Source organism: Actinomadura keratinilytica, from assembly GCF_039539665.1.
Taxonomy (GTDB): Bacteria; Actinomycetota; Actinomycetes; order Streptosporangiales; family Streptosporangiaceae; genus Spirillospora; species Spirillospora keratinilytica.
On sequence record NZ_BAABDO010000022.1, the window covers coordinates 1 to 24722 of the forward strand.

The following is a 24722-nucleotide window of genomic DNA, read 5'->3' on the forward strand; positions in this document are numbered from 1 at the left end:
CCTGCAGACCGTCCGCCGTGCGGACGACCGCCAGCCCGTCCGCACCCAGCGACGCGCCGAGCGCGAACAATGGGTCATACTCGTACATCAGTCGGACCTCCTGGTCAGGTTCCGGCAAGGCCCCCGGGCCTTCCCGCTGTGGCCGCAGCGGGCCGGGGGCCGGTTTTGCATTGTGGGGCACAGGTTCCCCCTACGCGAAGGCCCCGGTGTTCTAAACCGGAACACCGGGGCCTTGCGCGCTGCCGCCCGATGGGCTAGACGCTCATGCGGTTGTAGAGCCGCCGGAGCGGCTCGGGCAGCGTGCGCCGCACGTCTACCAGGTGATGCACCACAGAACGTGCGGTCGGATGGAAGGCGACCATCTGGGGGGCGATGCGGTCGGCGGTCTCCAGACGCTCCTCGGCCATGCGGTAGCTCCCGGTCTCCACGTGGAGCCGCGACATGTCGATCTCATGGTGTGCACGCCGTTCCGGGGGCAGCGTCGCCAGCGTGGGCTCTTGGATCGTCTGGTCACGGCGTGCCGCCTCGTCCAGGTCGCCCAGCTCCACCGCGACGGCCGCCCCGTGGATGGCGACATTCGCGGGGGTGAACTCCAGCAGGTGAACCGGTCTGCCGCCGCGTCCCCGTTGGATGCGCTCGGACGCCTTCCCCCAGTACTCCCACGCTCGGGTGCTGTAGTCGTCCTGATCTCGTGCGGCACGCGCGGCGATGATGGCCGACCGCAGCTCGATGGCGCCGCTGATCTCGCCGCCGTCCGGCCGGTCTTCGTGGACGTCGGCGGCGGCTTGGTCGAGCAGTCTCAGCGCGGGTTTGGGTTCGTTGAGGCCCAGCAGGAGCAGCGACCGTGCCAGCGTCACCAGGTGCGGCAGGTTCGGGTCCTGTGAACGTCGGGCCGCATCGGCGGCGCATTCGAGAAGGGCCAGGGCGTCGCCGCTGTACCCGAGTCGGCGGGTGAGGCTGACCGCGCGGCCGTACGCCAGTGACAGCAGGCCCCAGGCGCGCGGGTCGTCGGTCTCGTACGCCCAGTACATGAGTTCTTCGAGCACGGCGGGGAGTCGCTGCGAGATCTTCGTGAGATGCACTTTGTGCATGAGCCGCCGCAGAGTGGCGACTTCGGCGGCGAGGACGTCCAGACTTCGGGGCGGCCCCGCCAGCTCTGGCCCGACGCCGACGTAAGCGAGCACGCGGCGGAGCTCGGGGATGGCCACGTGCAGGTGGTCGTCATGGCCGTAGGGCTGGCCCCACAGCACGGCCGGATCGACCCCGAGCGCGGCGGCCGTCGCGGCGACGAAAGCGGGGGTGGCGACTTTGTGACCGGCCTCCACCTGCGCGAGGTGGGAACGTGAGTAGTGCGCGCGTTGCGCGAGACCGGCTTGTGTCAGGTCGCGCTTCTTCCGCCACCGGGCTATGCGCCTGCCGACGTGCTCGGGGGTAGCATCTTCGGACATAAGGCCCTGCACCTCCTGGGTGGTCGCACTCTCAGGCTACGGTGCAGGGCTTTTGCGCGTCAGAGGTCTCGGGCATGCGCCCGCTGGAGGGTGGTGGGGTGTGAGCGGGATGGCGCGGTGCATTGGTCACTGCAGGGTCCGGCGCGTTCTTTTAGGTGCGGCGCCGTTGCGGGTGACGTTGTTCATCTGAGAGGGGCTGGGCGCGCAGTTCGGGCCTCGGAGACCGGGGGTGGGGCCAACCCCACCGGGCCGTCTGCGGGTGGCCTCATCGTGCGGGCGGGACGCCGATCCATAGCCTTGGGGCGCATGATCAGACGGATCGCCATGTGCGCGGGCGGGATCGGTCTCGACGCGCTCGTCGCAACGGCCGCCGCGGTGCCCGCCTCCGGGGCGCCGCGCTACTCGCGGGAGCAGTTGCAGCGGGATGTCGACGCCATCCGCGACACCGGGACCACCGGGGTGCTGGCGCAGGTGGTGAACGAGAAGGGGAGCCTCAAGGCGCGCAGCGGAGTCGCCGATCTCGGCACCCGGCGGCCGGTGCCCTGGAACGGGTACTACCGGGTCGGCAGCAACACCAAGACGTTCGTGGCGACGGTGCTGCTGCAGCTGACGGCCGAGGGGAGGGTCCGCCTCGACGACACGGTGGAACGCTGGCTGCCCGGCCTGGTGCGGGGCAACGGCAACGACGGGTCGAAGATCACCGTGCGGCATCTGCTCCAGCAGACCAGCGGGCTGCACGACTACAGCCACTACCTGCCGCAGGACCAGGACCGTACGCCGGAGACCTACCGCAAGGTGCGGTTCCGTTCCTACCGGCCGGAGGAACTGGTCGCGATGGCGATGCGGCACGCGCCGGAGTTCGCGCCGGGCGAGCGCTGGAGCTACTCCAACACCAACTACGTCGTCGCCGGGATGATCGTCGAGAAGGCGACGGGGAACCCCTGGGAGCACGAGGTCCACGAGCGCATCATCGCGCCGCTGGGGCTGGCGCACACCTACAGCCCCGGGACGTCGGCGTACGTGCCGCAGCCGCGCGCCAAGTTCTACGAGCGGTTCACGCCGGGCGGGCCGCTGGTGGACGTGTCCGTCTTCTCCGACGGGTACGCCGACGGGGGCCTGACCAGCACCACCGACGACATGAACCGGTTCCTGCGGGCGCTGCTGGGCGGACGCCTGCTTCCGGCGGCGCAGCTTGCGCAGATGAAGCAGACCGTGCCGGCCACCGAGTGGCGGGTGGTGTACAAGGACGCCGGCTACGGGCTGGGGCTGGCCAAGCGGCGCACGTCCTGCGGCACGTGGGCCTGGTTCCACGGCGGCAGCATGTTCGGCGTGTCCAGCGTCAACTCCGTCTCCGCGGACGGCGGCACGAGTGTGGAGATCATGCTGGCCACCCAGCCGGGGGAGGAGAAGGCCAAGCTCGCTCAGCTCACGGCCGCCAACGAGCTGACCGACCGGGCGCTGTGCGGGAGCCGGTGACGACCGGAACCCGCGCTGAAGGGGAGAACGCGACGGCGTCCGCCCCCCGAACGGACGCCGTCCGCGGTGCCTGTCAGTTCCGCTCGGCTCGCTTGGCCATGTAGGTGTCCATGGCGCGGCCCAGCTGGGCGAACTTCTCGGTGTAGCTGAACGGGTAGATGCCGGCGGGCGTGTCGGGACGGTTCGCGTCGATGTACTGCGTGCCCAGGTTGGAGAACACCACGATGATGTAGTGGCGGCCTCCCTTGCCCGGCAGGGCCCGGACGATGCCGGCGTCGGCGGCGGTGTTGTTCACCCAGCCGGTCTTGTGGGCGAAGGACACCTGGGCCTTGGCGTTGCAGGGCCGCACGTCCCGGCCGAACTTGTTGCCCGCGACGGTGACGGTGCCGTCCGCGCCGATCCAGCGGGACGCGACGGTGCTGGGGATGCCGGGCGCCGGGTAGGTGCCGCCGCACCAGTTGCCGGTCGACAGCATGTCGTTGAAGCCCTGCTGCCTGAGCTTGGACAGGAAGAACGCGCGCGACGCGGCGCTCAGCACGCCGTCGCTGGTGACCGGCTTGCCGTTCGGCGCGGTCCACACGCGGCCGGGGGCGCCGTTGATAAGGGTCAGCAGCTTGGCGGTGTCCAGCGAGCTCATGGTGATGGAGTTGGACCACCGGCCGCCGGTCGCCGGGTTGGTGCCCTTGAGCTGGAGCGTCTCCAGGCCGAGGTCCTGGAAGGTCTGGTTCAGCGGGTCGATCGCGTTGTGCTCGTGCAGCAGCTTGACCAGGGCGCAGGACGCGGGGTTCGACGACCAGGTGAGCGACTCGTCCATGTACTGGCGCACCGTCTTGGAGGCGGCGGTGCCGCACAGGGACACGGAGCTGTCGGAGGTGGGCCGGTAGTCGAAGGTGTCGTCCAGGCCGATCTCGCCCTGGTCCACCAGCCGCAGGACGCCGAAGTTGACCATGAGCTTCAGGACCGAGGCGGGGTAGTTGAGCATGTGGTCCAGCGGGGCGTTCTCCCGGCCCGCGACCACGTCGATGGAGCCCTGCCCCTTGTCGGCGTACCAGCCCGCGTCGTCCCACTGCCGCCAGCGCACGCTCGTGGTGGACAGGTTGCGGTCGACGGGGACCACGACGCCGTCCTTGTAGAGCGGGCTCATCAGCACGGTGCCGGACGAGACGGGGCGCCCCTTCCGGTCCAGCTCGATGATGGTCGCGTCCATCTGCGGCTGCTGGACGATCGGCTCGGGGTCGGCCGCCGCCGCGTACCGGCGGGCGCGCAGCCGCGGAGACTGCGTCGCCTCCTTGTCGACGGGGGTCCGCAGCGCACCGGCCTGGGCGGTGCCGGGCGGCGCCGTGTCCAGGACCTCCTCGAACCGCAGCCGGTCGATGGTCGCCCGCAGCCGTTCGGCGAGCGGGCTCGCCGTCTCCTTCTCCGACTGGGCGGCACTCCGCACGTCGACCGCCTCCGCTCCGGTCGGGCAGCCCGCCAGCGCGATCACCGTCATCAGGCCGACGGAGCCGCGCAGCCATCCACGTCTCATCGTGTTTCGCCTTTCCCCGATGGGTGAGTTCGTGATCATAGGGGCACGGAACGCATCCACCGCGGGAAACGGGGAAACCGGCGCCGAAGCACAAGGAATTCGGCGCCGCAGAACAAATACGTGAAGGGGTCAGGACAGCAGGCCGTGGGCGGCGGCCATGTCGAGCGCCGCCTGCGCGGCCGGGGCCAGCAGGTCGCGGTCGGCGGGGGCCACGTAGCGGTACTCGTCGACCTCGCCCGCGGGGAGCATGTCGCCCTGGTAGGCGGCCGTGAAGCAGGCCATGCGGACGTGGGTGAAGGCGGGCTGGTCGTGGGCGGGGGCCCGGACGACGCCGACCTCGCGGAAGGAGCCCTCGTCCAGCCGGACGGCCAGCTCCTCGCGGATCTCCCGGGAGAGGGCCGACCAGTCGTCCTCGCCGGGTTCGCGCTTGCCGCCCGGCAGGTAGAGCAGGTCGCGGCCGCGAGACCGGACGGCGAGCAGGCGGCCGTCGACGGCGTGCAGCCAGGCGACGACGTCCAGTTCCATGGTCACTCCTCGGGGGCGGGACGGATGGTGAGCACGGCGTCGGGGGCGAGGCCGAAGCGGGTGGCGGCCGAGCCCCGGTTGACGGCCAGGCCGAGCCGGCCGGAGGAGTCCACCCAGATCAGGGGCTCCCCCTCGGCCACGCTGCCGAAGGTCTCGGCGAAGGCGGCGCGGACGGTGCGGGGCGCGCCGTCCCGGTCGGTCCAGGCGACCTCCAGGGGCGTGCCGTAGGCGAGCGTCGCGGGCAGGTCGTCCCGTCCGGCGGCGAGGATGAGGCTGCCGAAGCGGTCGATGTAGAGGACGGACGCGGTCACCGCGTCGCCGTCCCTGGTGACCGGCGGCACCCGCAGCGGGCACAGCTCGCCCGGCGGGACGCGCGGGCCGAGCGCGGACGGGGCCAGGCCGCCCGCCACGTGGGCGGCGGCGGGGGAGAAGATGTCGCGGCCGTGGAAGCTGGTGGACACCTCCGGCAGCCGGTAGGCGGGGTCGGCCAGCTCGTACGCGTCGACCGCGCCGCCCAGCGCTTCGGCGGCCGGCGGCAGGAGGCCGTTGTCGGGGCCGATCAGCACGTCGCCGCGTCCGGTGACGACCGCCACGGGGCGGCGCGGGGTGCCGACCCCCGGGTCGACGATGCCGACGTGCACGCCGGTCGGCAGGTACGGCAGGGCCTGGCGGAGCAGCATGGCGCCCTCGGTCACCGCGTAGGGCGTCACTTCGTCGCTGAGGACGAGCACGTTCGCCGACGGGGCGATCGAGTAGACCACACCGGCGCAGATGGCCGTGTAGGCGGCGCCGAAGTCGGTGGTCAGACTGACGAACGCACGGTCCTGCACGGCAGCGAGGCTACCAACCGATCTTCAGGCGGCGGCGAAGAGGACGCCGATGACCCCGAGCAGCACGGTGACGGCGGTGGCGAGGAGGACGGAGGCGGGGTCGGCGACCGGGGCTCCGGCGGGCAGGCGGCGGCCGCGGCGGCGGTGGGTGCGGCGGGCGCGGCGCAGTTGCAGGGCGGCGGCGCCGCAGACGGCCCCGGCGGCCAGCGCGGCGCCGGCGGCGGACGGCGCGAGCCGGACGCACAGCAGCCCCGCCACCAGCAGGGACAGCGTGGTGCGCGACCAGGCGAGGGCGGTGCGCTCGGGCTGGGCGCCCGGGTCCCACAGGCGGCTCACCGTCCGCCTCCTCAGGTGGCCAGCAGGGCGACCAGCAGGACGACCGCGGCGGCCGCCAGCCCGTACGACATGACCGGGGCCAGCGCGGGCGGCGGCAGCGTCTCGGCGCGGCGCAGCGCGCGTTCGGTGCGCAGCCAGCGGCGGAAGGCCAGCACGGCGATCAGGGCGCCGGTGGCGGCGCAGCCGACGGCCAGCGCGTCGCGCACCGGACCGGCCAGCAGGTCGCGGCTGAGGGCCAGCCCGATCCCGGCGGCGATCACCGCCAGGGCGGTGCGGATCCAGGCCAGGAACGTGCGCTCGTTGGCGAGGGTGAACCGGGGGTCGGGGTCGTCGCCCTCGGCGAGCAGCCGGTCGGTCCACCGCCCGCGCTCGGGGTCCGCGGCGGTCATCGGAGCATCACCCGGTGTGGTCGGCATCGCCGGTTCATCGTATGCGGATTCCGTTTTTTCCGCCGAACCGATTTGATTGGGGAATTCGACCGAAAAAGCGTGGTTTGTCTAATTGATTGCGCCGGGGTCGTCGGCGCCGAAGCGGCGGGCCGAGGCGTCCTCCTGGGCCAGCCGGTGCAGGGCGGTGAGCACCTGCTCGTACAGCACCGCGGACACCAGCATGGCGTGCACCGCCCGGCCGCGCGGGGCGTCGGCGGCGACCGAGCCGATCTCGTGCTCGGCCACGGCCGCGGCGGCGCGCGTGTACGGCAGCAGGTCCTCCGGCGTGACGGGGAAGCCGAGGCGGCGCAGCGCGACGAAGGTCTGGGCGAGCAGGTCGCGGGCGGGGGCGCGGTCGGTGACCTGCCAGCCGAGCTCGCGGATCAGCGCGTCGACGTCCCGGCGCGCGGCCCGCCACTGGGCCGCCAGGTCCTCGGGCGCGGCCGGGTCCTGGTCGGGCGCGTCCACGTGCGGGCCGATGGCGTACTGGGTGATGCCGAACAGCCGGTGCATGCCGACGTCCTCGTCGTCGACCGCCGCCACGATGCGCCGGATGGCGGCCACCGGCAGGTCGCCGACCTCGCGCAGCGCCCGCACCAGCCGCAGCCGCTCCAGGTGCCGCTCGTCGTACTCGGCCCGGGTGGCGCCGGTCGCCGTGCCCTTCGGCAGCAGGCCCTCGCGGATGTAGTACTTGATCGTCTGGATGGTCAGCCCGCTGCGGTCGCTGAGCTCGGAGATCTTCACCGCGCACCCCTCCCCTTGACTGGATACTAGAACTATCCAATACTTGGATACCGACACTATCCAACAAGGGGGAGGCCCGGATGTTCACCGTCATCGCCGGCGACCGCGTCGAGCGGATCGAGGCCCGGCCCGGTCCCGGCGGGCGGCTCCTGGCCCCGCCGGACCGGCCGCTGCTCGGCTGGGAGCGCAAGCCGCACGGCTGGTGCCGCGACGACGCCTGCCTGCCCGCCGCCCGCGCCGCCGCGGCCGAGACGCCCGACGGTGTGGACGTGGCCGCGTTCGCCGAGCTCACGGGGCAGGTCGCCGTCATCGACGCGGCCGCGCGCGTCGTGGCCCTGGCCGCCGCCGCGCCGCGCCTGACCGCCGCCGAGGCGCCCGGCTTCGAGCTGGACGGCGTCCGCCTCGCCGACTTCCGCGGACGCAAGGTGGCGCTGGTGTTCTGGGCCTCCTGGTGCGGATGCCGCTACGACCTGCCCGCCTGGGAGGAGCGGCACGCGGCGCTGCGCGACCACGGCCTCACGGTCGTCAGCGTGGCGTGCGACCGGTCGGCCGACGACGCGCGGCCGTGGATCGAGGAGGCGAAGGCCACCCATCCCGCCCTGGTGGACACCGAGGGCGTCGTCGCCGAGCTCTACAACGTGATCAACGTGCCCACGGTGGTGTGGATCGACGAGCGCGGCCGCATCGCCCGCCCCCAGGACACCCAGACCGCCACCGACCTGTTCCGCTCCATGAACGGCCTGGACTCCCAGGAGTCCTACGCGGCGCTGCGCCGCTGGGTGCTCGACGGCGACGCCGGGCTGGACGAGGCGCAGGTCCGCGAGCACCTGCGCGTCCCGACCGCCGACGAGCAGCGGGCCCGCGCGCACGCCCGCCTGGCGGTCTGGCTGGCCCGCGGCGGCCGGGGCGAGGCGGCGCGGCGGCACGTGGCCGCGGCCGCCGCCCTCGCCCCGCACGACGTGGCGATCCGCCGCGGCCTCATGCCGCTCACCGGGGAGGACCCGTTCGGCGACGCCTACTTCGCGTTGCGCGACGAGCTGGAGAAGGCGGGCATCCCCATCCACCGGCCGCTGCCCGCCCGTCCGACGGCATGACCGGGGGCCGAGGACCCCGGCCGGGAGGCTAGGACGCGGTCCGGCGCATCGCCTCGGAGATCTTCTCGGCCGCGGCCATCACCGGGCCGGCGTGCAGGCGGCCGGGGGAGCGGGTCAGGCGCTCCAGCGGGCCGGACACCGACACCGCGGCGATCACCCGGCCGCCCGCGCCGCGGATCGGCGCCGACACCGAGCCGACGCCCTGCTCGCGCTCGCCGACGCTCTGCGCCCAGCCGCGCCGCCGCACCTGGGCCAGCGTGGTGGCCTCGAACTTGGCGCCGCGCAGGCCCCGGTGCAGCCGGTCGGGCTCCTCCCAGGCCAGCAGCACCTGCGCGGCCGACCCGGCGGTCATCGGCAGCGCGGCGCCCACCGGGATGGTGTCGCGCAGCCCGCTGCTGCGCTCGGCGGCGGCCACGCAGACCCGCACGTCGCCCTGCCGCCGGAACAGCGAGGCGCTCTCGCCGGTCAGGTCCCGCAGCTGGGCCAGGATCGGCTGGGCGATCGCCAGCAGCCGGTCCTCGCCCGCGGCCACCGCCAGTTCGGCCAGCCGCGGCCCCAGGATGAACCTGCCCTGGGTGTCGCGGTGGACGAAGCGGTGGTGCTCCAGCGCGACGGCGAGCCGGTGGGCGGTCGGCCGCGCCAGCCCGGTGGTCTGGACGAGCTGCGCCAGCGAGGCGGGACCCGCCTCCAGGGCGTTCAGCACCAGAACCGCTTTGTCAAGTACGCCGACTCCGCTAGAGTTGTCCATGACTTGATATTGCCGTCTCGTTATGTGAGATGCAAGTCGGACGGCGAGCCCGGCGCGACCCGCGCGCCCGGTGCGAACGGAATCTTCAGGTGAGGTGAGCGATGGGCCGTACATTGGCCGAAAAGGTGTACGACGCGCACGTCGTACGGCGTGCCGAGGGTGAACCGGACCTGCTCTACATCGACCTCCACCTGGTGCACGAGGTGACCAGCCCGCAGGCGTTCGACGGCCTGCGCCTGGCCGGCCGCACCGTCCGGCGCCCCGAGCTGACGATCGCGACCGAGGACCACAACGTCCCCACCACCGACCTGCTGCGGCCGATCGCCGACCCGGTGTCGCGCACGCAGGTGGAGACGCTGCGCAAGAACTGCGCGGAGTTCGGCATCCGGCTGCATCCGATGGGCGACGACGGGCAGGGCATCGTGCACGTCATCGGCCCGCAGCTCGGCCTGACCCAGCCCGGCATGACGGTCGTGTGCGGCGACTCGCACACCTCCACGCACGGCGCGTTCGGCGCCCTGGCGTTCGGCATCGGCACCAGCGAGGTCGAGCACGTCCTGGCCACCCAGACGCTGCCGCAGGTCAAGCCCAAGACGATGGCCGTCACCGTGAACGGCACGCTGCCCGAGGGCGTCACCGCCAAGGACCTCATCCTGGCGATCATCGCCCGGATCGGCACCGGCGGCGGCCAGGGCCACATCATCGAGTACCGCGGCGAGGCGATCCGCTCGCTGTCGATGGAGGGCCGCATGACGGTCTGCAACATGTCCATCGAGGCGGGCGCCCGCGCCGGCATGATCGCGCCGGACGAGACCACCTTCGCCTACCTCAAGGGCCGCCCGCACGCCCCCCAGGGCGAGGACTGGGACCGCGCCGTCGAGTACTGGGAGTCCCTGCGCACCGACGACGACGCGACCTTCGACAAGGAGGTCGTGATCGACGCGTCCGAGCTGACCCCCTTCGTCACCTGGGGCACCAACCCCGGCCAGGGCCTGCCGCTCAGCGAGTCGGTGCCCGACCCGGCCTCCTTCGACGACCCGGTGGAGCGCGCCGCCGCCGAGCGGGCGCTGCAGTACATGGACCTGACCCCGGGCACCCCGCTGCGCGAGATCGCCGTGGACACCGTCTTCGTCGGCTCCTGCACCAACGGCCGCATCGAGGACCTGCGCGCCGTCGCGGGCGTCCTCAAGGGCCGCAAGGTCGCCGACGGGGTGCGCATGCTGGTCGTCCCCGGCTCGATGAAGGTCAAGCAGCAGGCCGAGGAGGAGGGCCTGCACGAGGTGATCTCCGCCGCCGGCGCCGAGTGGCGCGAGGCGGGCTGCTCGATGTGCCTGGCGATGAACCCCGACAAGCTCACCCCGGGCGAGCGCAGCGCCTCCACGTCCAACCGCAACTTCGAGGGCCGGCAGGGGCCCGGCGGCCGCACCCACCTGGTGTCGCCCGCCGTCGCCGCCGCCACCGCCGTCACCGGACGCCTGACCGCGCCCGCCGACCTGTAAGGACGTTTCGCACCATGGAAGCCTTCACCACCCACACCGGACGCGCGGTGCCGCTGCGCCGCAGCAACGTCGACACCGACCAGATCATCCCGGCCGTCTGGCTCAAGCAGGTCAGCCGCACCGGGTTCGACAAGGGGCTGTTCTCGGCCTGGCGCGAGGACCCCGACTTCGTGCTGAACCGGCCCGAGTACCAGGGCGCCAGCATCCTGGTCGCCGGGCCGGACTTCGGCACCGGCTCGTCCCGCGAGCACGCCGTCTGGGCGCTGCAGCAGTACGGGTTCCGCGTCGTGATCGCCCCCCGGTTCGGGGACATCTTCCGCAACAACTCCACCAAGATGGGGCTGCTGCCGGTCGTGCTGCCCGGCGACGTCGTCGAGCGGCTGCAGACCCGCGCCGAGCAGGAGCCCGCCGCGGAGATCACCGTGGACCTCGGCGCCCGCGAGGTGCGCGCCGGCGACCTGGTCGTCCCCTTCGAGATCGACGACTACACGCGCTGGCGCCTGATGGAGGGCCTGGACGACATCGGCCTGACCCTCCGCCACGCCGACGACATCGCCGCCTACGAGCAGCGCCGTCCCGGCTGGATGCCCACCACCGTCTGAACGGTCCGCCCGGGGGCGGCATCCGGCTCGTGACATGCCGGACCGCCCCCCGGGTGCGCGGGCACGCACGCCCACCGACGACAATCGACAGTGTGCGAAGACACACGCTCCTATCGTTGGGGGGCTCTCCTTGACCCATGCCCGATCCCAGCCGGGCGAGCAGCCGGCGGTCCCGCCGCCGTGGAGCGGCCCCGAGTGGGACGACCCCACGCTCACCCTGCTCGCCCGGCGGCTGCGCGACGCCCACCGCCTGGTGGCGCCGCTGCCCCGGGACACCCGCCGGCGCCTCATCCGGCACCTGCTGGCGATCACCGACCTGGCCAAACGGGACGCCCAACTGGCCTCCCGCAGGCTGGACGCCTTCCTGGCCGACTTTTCGGGCACGACCGACGCCCGCTAACGTGCGGGGTGGCCGGACAGGTCCGGCTCCCGGGTGAGACAGGGGCGATGCCGACAAAAACGCCAGCGACACAAGGATTCTTGCGTGCAGGTGATTGTCTCGCTGCGGAGGCTGCCTTAGTTTCGTTCGGGCAAGGGGGGAACTAGAGGAGTAACCCATGAACAAGCGTGAGCTGGTCGACGCCATCTCAGAGCGGCTGGGCAGTAAGAAGGCCGCAGCCGAGGCGGTCGACGCGATCCTGGAGACGATCCAGGACGCCGTCGCCAAGGGCGACAAGGTCGCGATCACCGGGTTCGGTTCGTTCGAGAAGGCCGACCGGCCTGCCCGTACGGCGCGCAACCCCGCAACCGGCAAGACCATCCAGGTCCCCGCGACGTCCGTGCCCAAGTTCAAGGCGGGCGCCGACTTCAAGAACCTGGTGGCCGGCAAGAAGTAGGTCGTCGGCAGATCACCCGTGGCAGCGCCCGGGCCGCCGCCCCAGGCGGCTCCCCGGGCGCTGCGGCATTCCTGGCGCGCTTCCGGCCCCGCCGGGGCCGCCTGTGCGTGCTCGGCGGGCCGCACGGCGAAGTTCCGGGGCCGCCCTGCGCCCCTGGACCCGCGCGGACGGTCAGGGGCCGGCGTCGGGCAGCGGGAACGTCGACAGCGTCACCACCGTGATGCGGCCGCCCTCGGCGGCCAGGTTCACCCGCTGGCCGAACCGCAGCATCCGCAGGCCGCCCGCGTCGAACGCGGCGCTGTCGAAGGGAAGCTCGGTGCCGTCGTCGAGCAGCACGCTGCCCGAGCGCGTCTCCGGGTCGTACGTCCGCACCGTGCCCTGCATGGCGGCCACCCTAGCCGGTCCCGCGGCACACGCGATGATCAACGCTCGCGCCGCGTGCGCGTCCGCCCGCTACGCGGGCGTGTGCAGGGCGGTGATGCGGCGGGCCACGGCCGTGGTGCGCGGGCCGCACCCCAGGGCGAGGGCCTCGCGCAGGTCCGGCAGGGTGTCGACGTCGCGGCGGACGCTCGCGGTGTCCGGCACCAGCAGCTCGCGGGCCCCGCGGGCGCGGTGCGCGGCGCGCGAGTCGCCGCCGAAGGCGGGCGCGAACGGCACGCCGGGCCGCGCCGTGTACAGGGTGGTGCCGATCCCGGCGGCGTCCGGCACGAACGCCGTCGGCGCCGCGGCCGCCGCGTCCAGCACCCGGGCCAGCTCGTCCGGGCGCAGCGCGGGCAGGTCCGCCGACAGCGCGCCGACCCCGCTGTCCGGGGACAGCTCGCGGCCGCGCCCCGCCCCGTACACCAGGGCGGGATTCAGCCCGGCGTCCGGCTCGTCCGGCACCACGCGGGCGCCCAGCGCGGCCAGCTCGGCCGCGGGCACCGGGTCGTCGGTGACGACGATCACGTCGCGGACGCGGTCGCAGCGCAGCGCGGCCGCGACCGTGTCGGCCGCCACCGCGAGCGCCAGGGCCTGCCGGTGCGGGCCCGCCGCCGCCGACATGCGGGTTTTCGCCCGGGCCAGCACCTTGACCGGCACCACGAGCGACCACTGGAGATGAGACGCAGCGCGCTGTGCTGTAGACATGGCAACTCGACACTATGCGCACGCAACCGCGAAACTGAGGACACCCCGCGCTCACCGCGTGGGCGCATCGAGAAAGGGACGGGCATGAGTCAGGGGTACGGGTATTCGCCGGGCTGGCGGAGGCTCACCATCGTCGTGCTGCGCCCGCTGCTGTTCGGGCTGCTGAAGCGGGACTGGCGCGGCCGCGGCAACGTGCCCCGCAAGGGCGGCATGATCCTGGCCGCCAACCACATCTCCGAGTCGGACCCGCTGGCGCTGTCGCACTTCGTGTACGAGTCGGGGCGCTACCCGGTCTTCCTGGCCAAGTCCCAGCTGTTCGAGGTCAAGTTCATCAAGAAGGTCCTGTACGGCACCGGGCAGATCCCGGTCTACCGCGACCGCACCGACGCCGCGCTGGCCCTCAAGGAGGCCGAGAAGGCCCTGGAGGCCGGCCAGTGCCTGATCTTCTTCCCCGAGGGCAGCTGCACCCGCGACCCGGAGCTGTGGCCGATGACCGGCCAGACCGGCGTGGCCCGCATGGCGCTCAAGACCGGCGCGACGATCGTCCCGGTGGCCATCTGGGGCACCCACGAGCTGCTGCCGTACGCCAAGGTCGAGAAGCGGGGCCTGGCGGGCACCCTGAAGAAGGGCTTCCACCCGTTCCCCCGCAAGAAGATCAAGGTGATCGCCGGGCCGCCCGTGGACCTGTCCCGCTACCAGGGCAAGCCGCTCACCAAGAGCACCCTGCGCGAGGCCACCGACGAGATCATGACGACCATCGCCGGGCTGCTCGGCGAGCTGCGCGGCCAGGAGCCCCCCAAGGAGCTGTACGACCACCACAAGGTCCTGGAGGAGCGCCGCCGGGCCGCCGCCGCGGCCGCGCCCGAGGACCGCTCTCAGGCCCCGTCCGAGGCCCGTGCCGAGACCCGTTCCGAGGCCCGTTCCGAGGCCCGCGCGCAGGCCGGGGGGCCGGACGGGGCGGCGGACGCCGGCGAGAGCAAGGAGGCGGAGACCGCGTGACAGTCCGCACCGCCGTGATGGGGGCGGGGTCCTGGGGGACCGTGTTCGCCAAGCTGCTGCGCGACGCGGGCGGCGAGGTCACGCTGTGGGGGCGCCGGCCCGCGGTCGTCGAGGCGATCAACGAGCGCCGCGAGAACCCCGACTACCTCCCGGGGATCGTCCTGCCCGAGGGGCTGCGCGCCACCACCGACCCGGCCGAGGCGCTGGCCGGCGCCGACTTCGTGGCGCTGGCCGTCCCCGCCCAGTCGCTGCGGGAGAACCTGGCGGCCTGGACCCCGCTGCTGCCGCCCGAGTCGGTGCTGGTCAGCCTGATGAAGGGGGTGGAGCTCGGCACCTGCCGGCGGATGTCGGAGGTGATCGCCGAGGTCGCCGGGGTGCCGGACGAGCGGGTCGCGGTGTTCTGCGGGCCCAACCTGGCCCGCGAGGTCGCCGCCGGGCAGCCCGCCGCCGCCGTCGCCGCGTGCGTGGACGAGGAGCGCGCCCGGCGGCTGCAGGCCGCCACCATGACCCCGTACTTCCGCGTCTACACCACCACCGACGTGATCGGCTGCGAGCTCGGCGGCGCGGTCAAGAACATCGTGGCCCTGTGCGTGGGCATCGCGGTGGGGCTCGGCTTCGGCGACAGCACCCGGGCGCTGCTGATGACCCGCGGGCTGGCAGAGACGGCCCGGCTGGGCGCCGCGCTGGGCGCCGACGAGCACACCTTCGCCGGGCTGGCCGGGATGGGCGACCTGATCGCCACGTGCAGCTCGCCGCTGTCGCGCAACCGCACGTTCGGCGAGAACCTGGGCCGCGGCATGACGCTGGAGCAGGTGGTGGCGGTCACCAAGCAGACCGCCGAGGGCGTCAAGTCGTCGGAGGCGGTGCTGGAGCTGGCCCGCAAGCACAACGTCGAGATGCCGATCACCGAGGCGGTCGTCAACGTGCTGCGCCACAAGGTGCCCATCAAGGACGCGGCGATCTCACTGATCTCGCGTTCTCCCAAGCCGGAGCGCTACGGAGTGTGACATGCTGTGAACGATGCGTACCACGGGAAGCAGTCGTTCACACGGTGAGAACACCCGAGCCGTCCACCTGCCGGCGCCGCCGCTGCCGCGCCAGGCGCCGGTGGGGCAGCCGGTCTGGCGGGCCGGCGCGTTCGCCTTCGCCGGCGCCGCCGAGCACGCGGCCATGCTCAGCGGCCGCGCGCCCGGCTACAGCTACGGCCGGATCGCCAACCCCACCGCCGACGCGTTCGCGGCCGGCCTCGCCGCCCTGGAGGGGCACGGGACGGCCGGGCCGGTGGAGGGCGAGGCGTTCGCGTCCGGCATGGCCGCCGCCACCGCCGTGCTGCTGGCGTTCACCGACGCGGGCGCGCACGTGGTCGCGCCCGCCGGGCCGCACCGCGACCTGTACGTGCTGCTGGACGGGCTGCTGTCGCGGTTCGGCGTCGACGCCTCGTTCGTCGACCTCGCCGACACCGCCGCCGTGCGCGAGGCGATGCGGCCCACCACCCGGCTGATCTGGGCCGAGGTGCCCGGCAACCCCGGGCTGGCGGTCCCCGACCTGCCGGCCCTGGCCGCGCTGGCCCGCGGCGCCGGGGCGCTGCTGGCCGTCGACGCCACCCTGGCCACGCCGGTGGTGTGCCGTCCGCTGGAGCACGGCGCCGACCTGGTGGTGCACTCGGCGACCGCCGCGATCGGCGGGCACGGCGACGCCACCGGCGGCGCGGTCGTCGGCGCGGCCGACCTGGTCGAGCAGGTCCGCCGGGTCCGCGTGCAGACCGGCGCGGCGCTGGCGCCCGACGAGGCGTTCCTGCTGCGCCGCGGCCTGGAGACCCTGCCGCTGCGGGTGCGCCGCCAGTGCGACACCGCCAACCTGTTCGCCGCCGCCGTCGCCCGGCACCCGGCGGTCCGCTCCGTCGACTACCCGGGGCTGCCCGGACACCGCGGGCACGAGCAGGCCCGCGCCCTGTTCGACGCCGGCCCGGAGGGCACCCGGTACGGCGCCGTGGTCACCGTCACCCCGGCGGGCGGGCGCCGCGCGGGCCTGGCCCTGGTCGACGCCCTGCGGCTGGCGACCCCGGCGACCTGCGTCGGCGGCACCCACACCCACGTCGCCCACGTGGCCTCCACCACGCACCGCTGCCACGACGACGCCGCGCTGCGCGCCGCCGGCATCGACCCCGGCGCGGTCCGCTTCTCCCTCGGCCTGGAGGACGCCGACGACCTGGTCCGCGACGTGACCGAGGCGCTCGACGCCGTCGGCCGCACGCTGAACGGCGCCGACGGCACCCGGCTCGTAGCCGACACCCACTGATCGCTGTAGGGTCGGACATCATGTCCGACGCTTCACCAAAGATCCGTGTGGCCGTGGTCTTCGGCGGACGCAGCAGCGAGCACGCGATCTCCTGCGTCACCGCAGGAGCAGTCATGGCCGCCATCGACCGCGACCGCTACGAGGTGGTGCCCGTCGGCATCGCCCGCGACGGCCGCTGGGTGCTCGCCTCCGAGGACCAGCAGCTGGCCATCGAGGACGGGCGGCTCCCCGAGGTCTCCGGCGACGGCAAGGCCCTGGCGCTGCCGTTCGACCCCGCCACCAAGGGCCTGGTGGTGGTCGAACCCGGCCGGGTGCCCGCCACCCTCACCGAGGTGGACGTCGTCCTGCCGCTGCTGCACGGCCCCTACGGCGAGGACGGCACCATCCAGGGCATGCTCGACCTGGCGGGCGTCCGCTACGTCGGCGCGGGCGTGCTGGCCAGCGCGGTCGGCATGGACAAGGGCTTCATGAAGCTGGTCTGGCAGGCCCGCGGCCTGCCGGTCGGCCGGTACGTGATGGTCGGCGACCGGGAGTGGCGCACCGCCCGCACCGCCAAGCTGGACGAGATCAAGCAGCTGGGTCTGCCGGTGTTCGTCAAGCCCGCCCGCGCCGGGTCCAGCATGGGCATCTCCAAGGTGGAGTCCGAGGACGACCTGACCGCGGCCGTCGAGGCGGCCCGCGAGCACGACCCCAAGGTCATCGTCGAGGCCGCCGTCGTGGGCCGCGAGATCGAGTGCGGCGTCCTGCAGGGCCTGGACGGCGGTCCCGCCGAGGCCAGCCTGCCCGCCGAGATCCTCATGACCGGCGACCACGACTTCTACGACTTCCAGACCAAGTACCTGGACGGCACGACCCGGCTGGCCATCCCCCCGGACCTGCCGCCCGGGGCCGTCGCCGAGGTGCAGCGCCTGGCGGTCGCCGCGTTCGACGCCCTCGACTGCGAGGGCCTGGCCCGCGTCGACTTCTTCTACACCCCCGACGGCCGGTGGATCCTCAATGAGATCAACACGATGCCGGGCTTCACCCCGTCGTCGGCGTTCCCGCAGATGTGGGCCGCCAGCGGCCTGGACTACCCGGCCCTGGTCGACCGGCTCATCCGAACCGCCCTCGACCGCCCCAGCGGCCTGCGGTGACCGCCGTCCGGCGCCCGCCGGGGAACGCTAACCGGGTCGTAAGGGTGTCGAAATCACTCGGAAACAGGTCGGTCGGCAGGATTTCTTCGTAGCCAGTCTCCGTGAGGAAGGAATCCCGTTGTCGCTCCCGCTTGCCTCCGAACGGTCCATCAGTGCGGCCGCTCCCGCGTCTGCCGTGTCGCCGTGGGGCGCCGGGGACGCGAGCCGCGCGGTGCCCGGGCACGACCGGTGGCACCCGGAGATTCCGGCGGTGGCCGAGGTGCTCACGGGCGGCTCGATCCGCATGGAGTGCCAGGCCCGCGAGCCCGGCGCCGACCCGGTGCTGTGCGGTCCGGTCGTGGTGGTGGGCGCCGAGCCCGGTGACGTCATCGTGGTGGACGTGATCGGCGTGGGCCGCTCCGACGGGGTGTACGCGCCCAACGGGCACCCCGGCGTGATCGGCTGCGCGCCGGACGCGGCGATGCTCGCGGCCGCGGCCGCCGCCGAGCCGGACGCCGAACCGGCCGCCGAACCGGACGCGGAGGTGTGGCGGCTGGACCCCGGTGCCCCCAGGATCCTGCTCGGGCACGTCGAGGAGGGGACGGCCGAGTACCGGCGCATCGCGGCCGAGGCGGTGCGCAGCCAGGCCCGCGGACGGCAGATCGGCGGCTGCGGCATCGCCCCGCTGACCGCCGGGTCGCGGGTGCTGCTGCCGGTGCACGTGCGCGGCGCCAAGCTGTCGGTGGGCGACCTGCACTTCCCGGTGAGCGGCGCCGACGAGTGCCGCCTGGCCGCCCGGTCCGGGTGGATCGACCTGCGCGTCCACCTGACCCGCCGGGGCGTGGAGCGGTTCCGGGTGAACGGGCCGATGCTGATGCCCGCCCCCAGCCCGCCGGTCGGCCGCTAACCGCGCTCGTACTCGGCGATCAGCTTCTCGATCTGCACGTGGAGGCGGGACCCCAGCGGCCAGCCGACGTAGTGGGTCAGGAAGATCGCCGTCTCGCGGAGCTCGTCGGGGGACAGCTCGCCGCCGGCGAGGGCGGCGGGGATCTGGATGTCCAGCACGTCGTTGAGGCCCTGCCCGGCCAGCACGCCGATCAGCAGCAGCCGCCGGTCGCGGACGCTCAGCCCGGGGCGCGTCCACACGTCGCCGAACAGGTGGTCGACGGTGATGCCGAAGAAGTCGTCGGCGGAGTCGGCGACCTCCCACCCGTACACCCGGCGCATCATCTCCAGGCCGCGGCGGCGCCGCTCATCCATCGTGGTCCTCCTCCAGTCCGAGGGCCGCGCCGAAGCGGTCCAGGGCGAGCCGTGCCAGGGGGACGTCGACGTCCAGGTCGGACGCCAGCTCCACGGCCAGGGAGAGGTCCTTCTCGCCCAGGTCGCGGACGTTGCGCAGGATGTCGTACAGCTCGTCGCCGGGACGCAGGGGAGCGGTGCTGGGGCGCAGCATGATCGCGCCCGGTCCGCCGGTGACGGCGTCGGAGTGCCGGACGACGCGGGCGAGCCGGCGCAGTGAGACGCCCGACGCCTCGGCCAGGCGCTGCGCCTCGGCCGCCGCGGCGAACGCCACGAAGTGCAGCAGGTTGCGGGCCAGCTTCGTGCGGGTCCCCGCACCGACCGGCCCCATGTGCAGCACGAGGTCCGCCCAGGCGCCGAACGGTTCGCGGCAGCGCTGGAACGCCTCGGCCGAGCCGCCGACCATGACGGCCAGGGTGCCCGCGGTCGCGCCCATGAAGCCGCCGCTGACCGGGGCGTCCACCACCTCGATGCCGTACGGCGCGGCCCGCCGCGCCAGCTCCTGCGCGGTGCGCGCGCGGATCGTGGAGTGCACGGCCAGCACGGTGCCGGGCCGCGCGGCCGCCAGGATCTCGGCGCCGACCTCGTTCACCTGGTCGTCGTCGCGCACCATCACCGAGACGATCTCGGCGGAGCGGGCCGCCTCCGCGACGGTGCGGGCGGCGCGTGCCCCCGCCTGCACCAGGGGCTCCATGGCCTCGGAGCGGGTGTCGTAGACGACCAGGTCCGGGCCGGCCAGGTGCCGGGCCATCGGCGCGCCCATCTGCCCGAGGCCGACGAACCCGTACCTGCTCACGACCGGAACACCTCGCCGCCGTCCACGTTGAGGATCTGGCCGGTGATCCAGGACGCCTCGTCCGACAGCAGGAACAGGCACGCGCCGACCAGGTCCCGCGGCGTGCCCATCCGCTTGATCGCCATCTTGTCCTTGACGATCTTCTCCGACATGCCGCCGGGGACGACCGCGCGGTGCGCGGCGGTGTCGGTGGGGCCGGGGGCGATGGCGTTCACCCGGATGCCCATGCCGCCCAGCTCGTGCGCGAGCTGCTGGGTGAGCCCGTTGACGCCCGCCTTGGCCAGCCCGTAGAAGCCCGCGTACTGCCAGGCGGCCGTGGACGACTGGTTGACGATCGCGCCGCCGCCGCGCTCGCGCATGTGCGGCACGCAGGCCCGGGTGCACAGCAGCGCCCCGTCCATGTTCACCGCCATGAACCTGCGGTAGTAGTCCCAGTCGACGGTCAGCAGCAGGTCGATGCGCATGCCGCCGAAGATCGCCGCGTTGTTGACCAGGAGGTCGATGCCGCCGAACCGCTCGGCCGCCGCCGCGGCCATCGCCTCGACCGACGCCGGGTCGGCGACGTCGGTCCGCACGAACAGGCCCTTGACGTCGTCGGCGACGCGCCGCCCGGCCTCGTCGACGTCCGCGACGACCACCGCGGCGCCCTCGCCGGCCAGCGCCCGCGCGTACGCCTCGCCGATGCCGCCCGCCGCCCCGGTGACGACCGCGACCTTCCCCTCGAACCGCACTGTGCCTCCCCTACGACGGGCTTTCGGCGATCGCCTTGGTCTCCAGGTACTCCTCGAACCCGGCCACGCCCATCTCGCGGCCGATGCCGGACTGCTTGTAGCCGCCGAACGGGACGTCCGCCGCGTACCACACGCCGCCGTTGACGCTGACGGTCCCGGTGCGCAGCCGCCGCGCGACCGCCCGGGCGCGCTCGGCGTCGCCGCCGTGCACCGCGCCCGACAGCCCGTACGGCGAGTCGTTGGCCAGCCGGACCGCGTCGTCGTCGCCGTCGTGCGGCAGGATCACCAGCACCGGCCCGAAGATCTCCTCGCGGGCGGTGCGGCAGTCGTTGGTCAGGCCGGTGACCAAAGTCGGCTCGATCCAGAAGCCGTTCTCGCGGCCCGCCGGACGGCCGCCGCCGCAGGCGAACGAGCCGCCCTCCCGCACCGCCAGCTCCAGGTAGCCCTCGACGCGGGCGCGCTGCCGGGCGGAGATCACCGGACCGCACACCGTGCCGTCGTCGCGCGGATCCCCCACGCCGATCCCGGTGAGGGCCTTGGCGGTGAGGTGCACGGCCTCGTCGTACCGCTCCCGCGGCACCAGCAGCCGGGTGGTGATCGCGCACCCCTGCCCGGCGTGGGCGGCCGCCGCGAACGCCGCGTACGAGCAGGCCGACCGCAGGTCCGCGTCGTCCAGCACGATGAACGCCGACTTGCCGCCCAGCTCCAGGAACACCTTCGCCAGGTTGCGTGCGGCGGCGGCCATCACCTCGCGGCCGGTGGCGGTGGACCCGGTGAACGACACCGCGTCCACCCGCGGGTCGCCCGCCAGCTGCGCGCCCAGCCGGTGGTCGGCGGAGGTGACGATGTTGACCACGCCCGGCGGGATGTCGGTCTCCTCGGCGATCAGCTCGCCCAGCGCGGCCGCGCACCACGGCGTGTCGGGGGCGGGCTTGAGCACCACCGTGTTGCCGGCCGCCAGGGCGGGGCCGAGCTTGGCCAGGTTGATCTGGTGCGGGAAGTTCCACGGCGTGATCGCGCCGACCACCCCGACGGGCTCGCGCCGCACCCGCCGCAGGCTGGGGACGCCCATCGGCTCGGCCCGGCCGAGGTCGCGCTCCCACGCGTACGACTCGGCCAGGTCGGCGAACCAGCCCAGGTCGTTGACCGGGGCGTCCAGCTGCGCGCCGAACGTCAGAAAGCGCGGGGCGCCCACCTCGGCGATGGTCAGCTCGCGCAGCTCGTCGGCGTGCCGCCGCAGCGCCTGCCGCAGCTGGCGCAGGCAGCGCACGCGCAGCGCCGGGTCGGCGGGCCAGGAGGTGGCGTCGAACGCGCGGCGCGCCGCCGCGATCGCCTCGTCCATGTCGGCGGCCGTGGCGTCGGCCGCCTCGCCGAGGGTCTGCCCGGTGGCCGGGTTCACGGTCGGGAAGGCGCCGCCGGACCCGGCGGTCAGCCGTCCGTCCACCAGCAGCGGCGAGGGGCCGCGGGCGCCGTCCGGTCGGCCGAGCAAGCGATCGGTTGTTCTGGACACGTGTCCAGACTACAGTTCAGGCCATGACGGAACGCAAGCCCCGCGACGACTATTCGGGGGAGTTCGACCCCGACTTCCGGTTCGAGGACCTGTCCAAGGAGGCCCTGGTCCGGCTGGTGCGCGAGTACGCGCTGATCGTCCACCTGCTCGACCGGTCCGCGCTCACCGCGATCGGGCTGCGCTACGGCCAGCGCGCCGTCGAGGAGATCGCGATCGAGGAGTGGCGCGGCGCCAGCCCCGTCTACACCCGGCGCATCCGCGAGATCATGAAGATCGAGGGCGACGGCGTCTCGGCGATCTTCAAGTGCCTCCAGCTCGACCCCGGGTTCGCCCAGCACTACATGGACGTGGAGTACGAGCTGGTCTCCGAGACGCGCGGCTTCTTCCAGCTGCGCTCCTGCGGCGCCCTCCTGGACGTCGAACCCTTCGGCGAACGCTCCATCAAGGGCATGTGCCACACCGTCGAGGACGGCACGTTCGACATCACCGCCCAGGCGGTCAACCCCAAGGCGCGGATCCGCCCCGTGCACCGCCCGCCCCGCGTCCCCGCCGACCGCGTCCCGCACTGCCGCTGGGAGGTCGTCATCGACGACGACACCGAGGTGCTCCCCGAGGCCGACATCACCCGCATGACCGCCGGCACGACCGCAGCCCGCCACCGCTTCCCGCCCATGCGCGACGGCACCCCCCACATCCCCGACTGACCCGGCCGAAGAAGCGCACGCTGATCTGCCGAGAAGCACGCCGGCTTGTTCCGGCGCCCCCGTGAATATCGAACCGTCCGGCGAACACCGGGCATGTGCCGCACCAATGAGTCATGCGGCCGCCGCCGGAGTTGCGAAATAAGTGTTGCTTGCACGGGGACTTTCTGGCACAGTGGTCTTCGTCAGCCCGACAGGGGAACGACACCGAGACTTTTGGAGAGGAGGACCGGCCATGACGCTCGAACTACTGCGACTGCGACTGCCCGGGGCGTCGCTCGCCAGCCATGGCCGGTCCCTCGCCTGATCTTCCGGCCGCGCGGTTCCGAGCGACGCCTTCCCCGACCCATCGCCCCTTCTTTCCACGCGCGGCTCTACTCCAACCGGCAGAGAGGCCACTTTCAGGAAGTGGATGTTCCGGGTTCGAATCCCGGGAGCCGCACCACGCCCCCGTTGCCCAACTGGTAGAGGCGCCTGTTCGAGATGCAGGAACGGTGCAGGTTCGAATCCTGTCGGGGGTACGTTCCGGCCCCACGCCCACGTGCGCTGGGCGGAAGGCCGGGCAGGGCACGCGGCACGCCGGGTGACGGCGCTCCGCGAGCAGGCAGCCCGACAGTGAACGGACACCAAGACCGAGGGGAAGGCCACCATGGAGTTCGAACGACTGCGACTGCCCGGGGCACCGCTCACCCGCCGCGGCGGGTCCCTCATCTGATCTCCAGCGGCGCATTTCCGAGCGACGCCTTCTCCAAGGATCACCCCTTCTCTTTTCGCGCGGCTCTACTCCAACCGGCAGAGAGGCCACTTTCAGGAAGTGGATGTTCCGGGTTCGAATCCCGGGAGCCGCACCACGCCCCCGTTGCCCAATTGGTAGAGGCGCCTGTTCGAGATGCAGGAACGGTGCAGGTTCGAATCCTGTCGGGGGTACGTTCCCATTTTCTCGCCTACGTGCGATGAACACGATCCCACGGCACGGAAAAACCTCCGTGATTACGCTGGGCCGCAATAGGCGCCGCCAACGCGCCTGGAGCCTGCCCACCCCACAGCACGACACCGTCCCGGCGTCGCATCCCTCGTCCAGGTGCGGTGGGCGGAAGGCCGGGCGGGTTGTGCGGCGCACCGTGCGATGCGTGTGCCTGCTCTGCGGTTTCTCTAGGCCGCGATGGGGTCCACTGTGCGGCATGTGACTGCCTGGGGTGGACGACGTGCCTGGGGGTCTGCCTGCGCTGCGGTGTGACGCCGGCCTGGAGCCGCACTTCGCCCATGCGGGGTGGGTCGGGCAGTGTGCGGCGCGCCGTGCGATGCGGTGCGTGCTTCCCGGTTTGGTTGGGCCGCGATGGGGTCCGCTGCACGGCGTGTGACCGCCGGAGGTGGGCGACGCGCCTGGGGGTCTGCCTGCGCTGCGGTACGACACCGTCCTGGCATCACACGCCTTGTCCGCGCCGGTGGGGGAAGGCTTGGCAAGACGTGCGGCACACCGCGGTGCGGTGTGCTTCATGGTTTTGGCCGCAATGGTGTGCGCCGTGCGCCGTGTGCCCGGCGGTGACGTGTCTGGGAGAGCTTGGCATGTCGCGGACGGAGTTGCCCTGGTGTCGCCTTCCTCGCCCACGTGCAGTGGGCCGGAGTACGCGGCGCACCGCTGCGGTGTGACGCCGGCCTGGAGCCGCACTCTTCGCCTATGCGCGGTTTCGCCAGCTGAGGTTCCGTACCGGGCGGCGGGTCGGGCGGGGAGCTGTCTCCTCGCCCGACCCGTGCGATGGCCCCGGCCCGCCGCGCAGGGCCGGGGCGGCCGATCACTCTTCCTCGTTCCGCCGGTTACGCACCTGCCGTGCCCGCCGCACCTCCCGCGCGACCGCGAGGCCGGTTGAGGTCGCCTGCAGCAGCAGGCTGATGAGCGGCAGCCACTGGAACACGTGGTTCATGTCCGTCGTCCCTTCACCGCGGGCGTCTCTCGCGATCTCAGGGTCGGCAGCCGCCGCGTCGTCCGGTATCGGGCTCGGACAACTCGCGGACAAACCTGCCGCGGCCTGTGATGTCCGTAGGACAATCGCGATGTT

27 protein-coding genes and 4 tRNA genes are annotated in these 24722 nt (G+C 73.1%); 16 read left to right on the forward strand and 15 right to left on the reverse strand.

Annotation, left to right across the window (positions count from 1 at the left end; translation table 11 throughout):
• Positions 1-254: 254 nt before the first annotated feature.
• Positions 255-1448, reverse strand: a complete 1194-nt coding sequence (locus ABD879_RS10250) for a helix-turn-helix domain-containing protein (protein ID WP_345019964.1) — start codon at positions 1446-1448, stop codon at positions 255-257.
• A 306-nt stretch (positions 1449-1754) separates the two neighbouring features.
• On the opposite strand from ABD879_RS10250, the gene ABD879_RS10255 reads away from it, so the two are divergent.
• On the forward strand, positions 1755-2924 hold the full coding sequence (locus ABD879_RS10255; RefSeq protein ID WP_345019846.1) for a serine hydrolase domain-containing protein: 1170 nt from the start codon (positions 1755-1757) through the stop codon (positions 2922-2924).
• Positions 2925-2997: 73 nt separating this feature from the next.
• Here the strand turns inward: ABD879_RS10255 and ABD879_RS10260 are convergent, their stop codons facing one another.
• The 6 genes from ABD879_RS10260 to ABD879_RS10285 all read right to left on the reverse strand — a co-directional run bounded on the left by ABD879_RS10260 (position 2998) and on the right by ABD879_RS10285 (position 7315).
• Complete coding sequence (locus tag ABD879_RS10260; RefSeq protein WP_345019848.1) at positions 2998-4452, reverse strand: serine hydrolase; 1455 nt, start codon at positions 4450-4452, stop codon at positions 2998-3000.
• Positions 4453-4581: 129 nt separating this feature from the next.
• A complete protein-coding gene (locus ABD879_RS10265; protein ID WP_345019850.1) occupies positions 4582-4977 on the reverse strand; it encodes an NUDIX hydrolase in 396 nt (131 codons plus the stop codon).
• Positions 4978-4979: 2 nt separating this feature from the next.
• Positions 4980-5807, reverse strand: coding sequence for an SAM hydrolase/SAM-dependent halogenase family protein (locus ABD879_RS10270; RefSeq protein ID WP_345019851.1), 828 nt, complete (start codon positions 5805-5807; stop codon positions 4980-4982).
• Between the two features lie 24 nt (positions 5808-5831).
• Entirely contained in the window at positions 5832-6143 is a 312-nt protein-coding gene (locus ABD879_RS10275; RefSeq protein ID WP_345019852.1) for a DUF202 domain-containing protein, read from the reverse strand.
• An 11-nt stretch (positions 6144-6154) separates the two neighbouring features.
• A complete protein-coding gene (locus ABD879_RS10280; protein WP_345019853.1) occupies positions 6155-6532 on the reverse strand; it encodes a YidH family protein in 378 nt (125 codons plus the stop codon).
• 108 nt (positions 6533-6640) lie between these two features.
• The gene (locus tag ABD879_RS10285; RefSeq protein WP_345019854.1) at positions 6641-7315 is read right to left on the reverse strand and encodes a MerR family transcriptional regulator; all 675 of its coding nucleotides are present in this window, start codon (positions 7313-7315) and stop codon (positions 6641-6643) included.
• An 80-nt stretch (positions 7316-7395) separates the two neighbouring features.
• Between ABD879_RS10285 and ABD879_RS10290 the strand changes: the two genes are divergently transcribed.
• Complete coding sequence (locus tag ABD879_RS10290) at positions 7396-8409, forward strand: redoxin domain-containing protein (RefSeq protein ID WP_345019855.1); 1014 nt, start codon at positions 7396-7398, stop codon at positions 8407-8409.
• Between the two features lie 28 nt (positions 8410-8437).
• Here the strand turns inward: ABD879_RS10290 and ABD879_RS10295 are convergent, their stop codons facing one another.
• Positions 8438-9157: an IclR family transcriptional regulator gene (locus tag ABD879_RS10295; RefSeq protein ID WP_285493300.1), complete on the reverse strand. Its 720-nt coding sequence runs from the start codon at positions 9155-9157 to the stop codon at positions 8438-8440.
• Between the two features lie 101 nt (positions 9158-9258).
• Here ABD879_RS10295 and leuC point away from each other — a divergent pair, with 101 nt between their 5' ends.
• From leuC to ABD879_RS10315, 4 genes are all read left to right on the forward strand, one after another.
• Positions 9259-10656, forward strand: a complete 1398-nt coding sequence (leuC, locus tag ABD879_RS10300) for a 3-isopropylmalate dehydratase large subunit (RefSeq protein ID WP_345019856.1) — start codon at positions 9259-9261, stop codon at positions 10654-10656.
• A 14-nt stretch (positions 10657-10670) separates the two neighbouring features.
• The gene (gene leuD, locus ABD879_RS10305; RefSeq protein ID WP_345019857.1) at positions 10671-11258 is read left to right on the forward strand and encodes a 3-isopropylmalate dehydratase small subunit; all 588 of its coding nucleotides are present in this window, start codon (positions 10671-10673) and stop codon (positions 11256-11258) included.
• Positions 11259-11388: 130 nt separating this feature from the next.
• On the forward strand, positions 11389-11658 hold the full coding sequence (locus ABD879_RS10310; RefSeq protein WP_345019859.1) for an SCO5555 family protein: 270 nt from the start codon (positions 11389-11391) through the stop codon (positions 11656-11658).
• A gap of 157 nt (positions 11659-11815) precedes the next feature.
• Positions 11816-12094, forward strand: a complete 279-nt coding sequence (locus ABD879_RS10315; protein WP_067916442.1) for an HU family DNA-binding protein — start codon at positions 11816-11818, stop codon at positions 12092-12094.
• A 171-nt stretch (positions 12095-12265) separates the two neighbouring features.
• On the opposite strand, the gene ABD879_RS10320 is transcribed toward ABD879_RS10315, so the two are convergent.
• Positions 12266-12478 carry a hypothetical protein gene (locus ABD879_RS10320; protein WP_345019862.1) on the reverse strand — a complete coding sequence of 71 codons (213 nt, stop codon included), beginning with the start codon at positions 12476-12478 and terminating at the stop codon, positions 12266-12268.
• A 69-nt stretch (positions 12479-12547) separates the two neighbouring features.
• Positions 12548-13219 (reverse strand): 2-phospho-L-lactate guanylyltransferase, encoded by a 672-nt coding sequence (gene cofC, locus ABD879_RS10325; protein ID WP_345019865.1) that lies wholly within the window; start codon positions 13217-13219, stop codon positions 12548-12550.
• Positions 13220-13303: 84 nt separating this feature from the next.
• On the opposite strand from cofC, the gene ABD879_RS10330 reads away from it, so the two are divergent.
• From ABD879_RS10330 to ABD879_RS10350, 5 genes are all read left to right on the forward strand, one after another.
• A complete protein-coding gene (locus tag ABD879_RS10330; protein WP_345019867.1) occupies positions 13304-14218 on the forward strand; it encodes a lysophospholipid acyltransferase family protein in 915 nt (304 codons plus the stop codon).
• A gap of 17 nt (positions 14219-14235) precedes the next feature.
• Positions 14236-15225: an NAD(P)H-dependent glycerol-3-phosphate dehydrogenase gene (locus ABD879_RS10335; RefSeq protein WP_345019966.1), complete on the forward strand. Its 990-nt coding sequence runs from the start codon at positions 14236-14238 to the stop codon at positions 15223-15225.
• 13 nt (positions 15226-15238) lie between these two features.
• Entirely contained in the window at positions 15239-16516 is a 1278-nt protein-coding gene (locus tag ABD879_RS10340; protein WP_345019869.1) for a trans-sulfuration enzyme family protein, read from the forward strand.
• Positions 16517-16536: 20 nt separating this feature from the next.
• Positions 16537-17649: a D-alanine--D-alanine ligase family protein gene (locus ABD879_RS10345; RefSeq protein WP_345019871.1), complete on the forward strand. Its 1113-nt coding sequence runs from the start codon at positions 16537-16539 to the stop codon at positions 17647-17649.
• Between the two features lie 250 nt (positions 17650-17899).
• Positions 17900-18535 (forward strand): acetamidase/formamidase family protein, encoded by a 636-nt coding sequence (locus ABD879_RS10350; protein ID WP_345019872.1) that lies wholly within the window; start codon positions 17900-17902, stop codon positions 18533-18535.
• On the opposite strand, the gene ABD879_RS10355 is transcribed toward ABD879_RS10350, so the two are convergent.
• Genes ABD879_RS10355 through ABD879_RS10370 form a run of 4 tightly spaced genes read right to left on the reverse strand, consistent with a single transcriptional unit; the run spans position 18532 to position 21943 of the window.
• A complete protein-coding gene (locus ABD879_RS10355) occupies positions 18532-18888 on the reverse strand; it encodes a carboxymuconolactone decarboxylase family protein (RefSeq protein WP_345019874.1) in 357 nt (118 codons plus the stop codon). The genes ABD879_RS10350 and ABD879_RS10355 overlap by 4 nt on opposite strands.
• Entirely contained in the window at positions 18881-19723 is an 843-nt protein-coding gene (locus ABD879_RS10360; RefSeq protein WP_345019876.1) for an NAD(P)-dependent oxidoreductase, read from the reverse strand. The genes ABD879_RS10355 and ABD879_RS10360 overlap by 8 nt, the downstream gene beginning before the upstream one ends.
• Positions 19720-20454 carry an SDR family oxidoreductase gene (locus tag ABD879_RS10365; protein ID WP_345019877.1) on the reverse strand — a complete coding sequence of 245 codons (735 nt, stop codon included), beginning with the start codon at positions 20452-20454 and terminating at the stop codon, positions 19720-19722. The genes ABD879_RS10360 and ABD879_RS10365 overlap by 4 nt, the downstream gene beginning before the upstream one ends.
• Positions 20455-20464: 10 nt before the next feature.
• Positions 20465-21943, reverse strand: a complete 1479-nt coding sequence (locus ABD879_RS10370; RefSeq protein WP_345019878.1) for an aldehyde dehydrogenase — start codon at positions 21941-21943, stop codon at positions 20465-20467.
• A 44-nt stretch (positions 21944-21987) separates the two neighbouring features.
• Here ABD879_RS10370 and ABD879_RS10375 point away from each other — a divergent pair, with 44 nt between their 5' ends.
• The 5 genes from ABD879_RS10375 (at position 21988) to ABD879_RS10395 (ending at position 23592) form a co-directional block, all read left to right on the forward strand.
• Complete coding sequence (locus ABD879_RS10375) at positions 21988-22668, forward strand: hypothetical protein (RefSeq protein ID WP_345019881.1); 681 nt, start codon at positions 21988-21990, stop codon at positions 22666-22668.
• A 365-nt stretch (positions 22669-23033) separates the two neighbouring features.
• A tRNA-Leu gene (locus ABD879_RS10380) sits at positions 23034-23110 on the forward strand.
• Position 23111: 1 nt separating this feature from the next.
• Positions 23112-23186: transfer RNA gene (locus ABD879_RS10385), tRNA-Leu, on the forward strand.
• 253 nt (positions 23187-23439) lie between these two features.
• Positions 23440-23516 (forward strand) — tRNA-Leu (locus ABD879_RS10390).
• Position 23517: 1 nt separating this feature from the next.
• A tRNA-Leu gene (locus tag ABD879_RS10395) sits at positions 23518-23592 on the forward strand.
• Positions 23593-24458: 866 nt separating this feature from the next.
• Here ABD879_RS10395 and ABD879_RS10400 read toward each other — a convergent pair.
• Positions 24459-24587 carry a hypothetical protein gene (locus ABD879_RS10400; protein ID WP_345019883.1) on the reverse strand — a complete coding sequence of 43 codons (129 nt, stop codon included), beginning with the start codon at positions 24585-24587 and terminating at the stop codon, positions 24459-24461.
• Between the last annotated feature and the right edge of the window lie 135 nt (positions 24588-24722).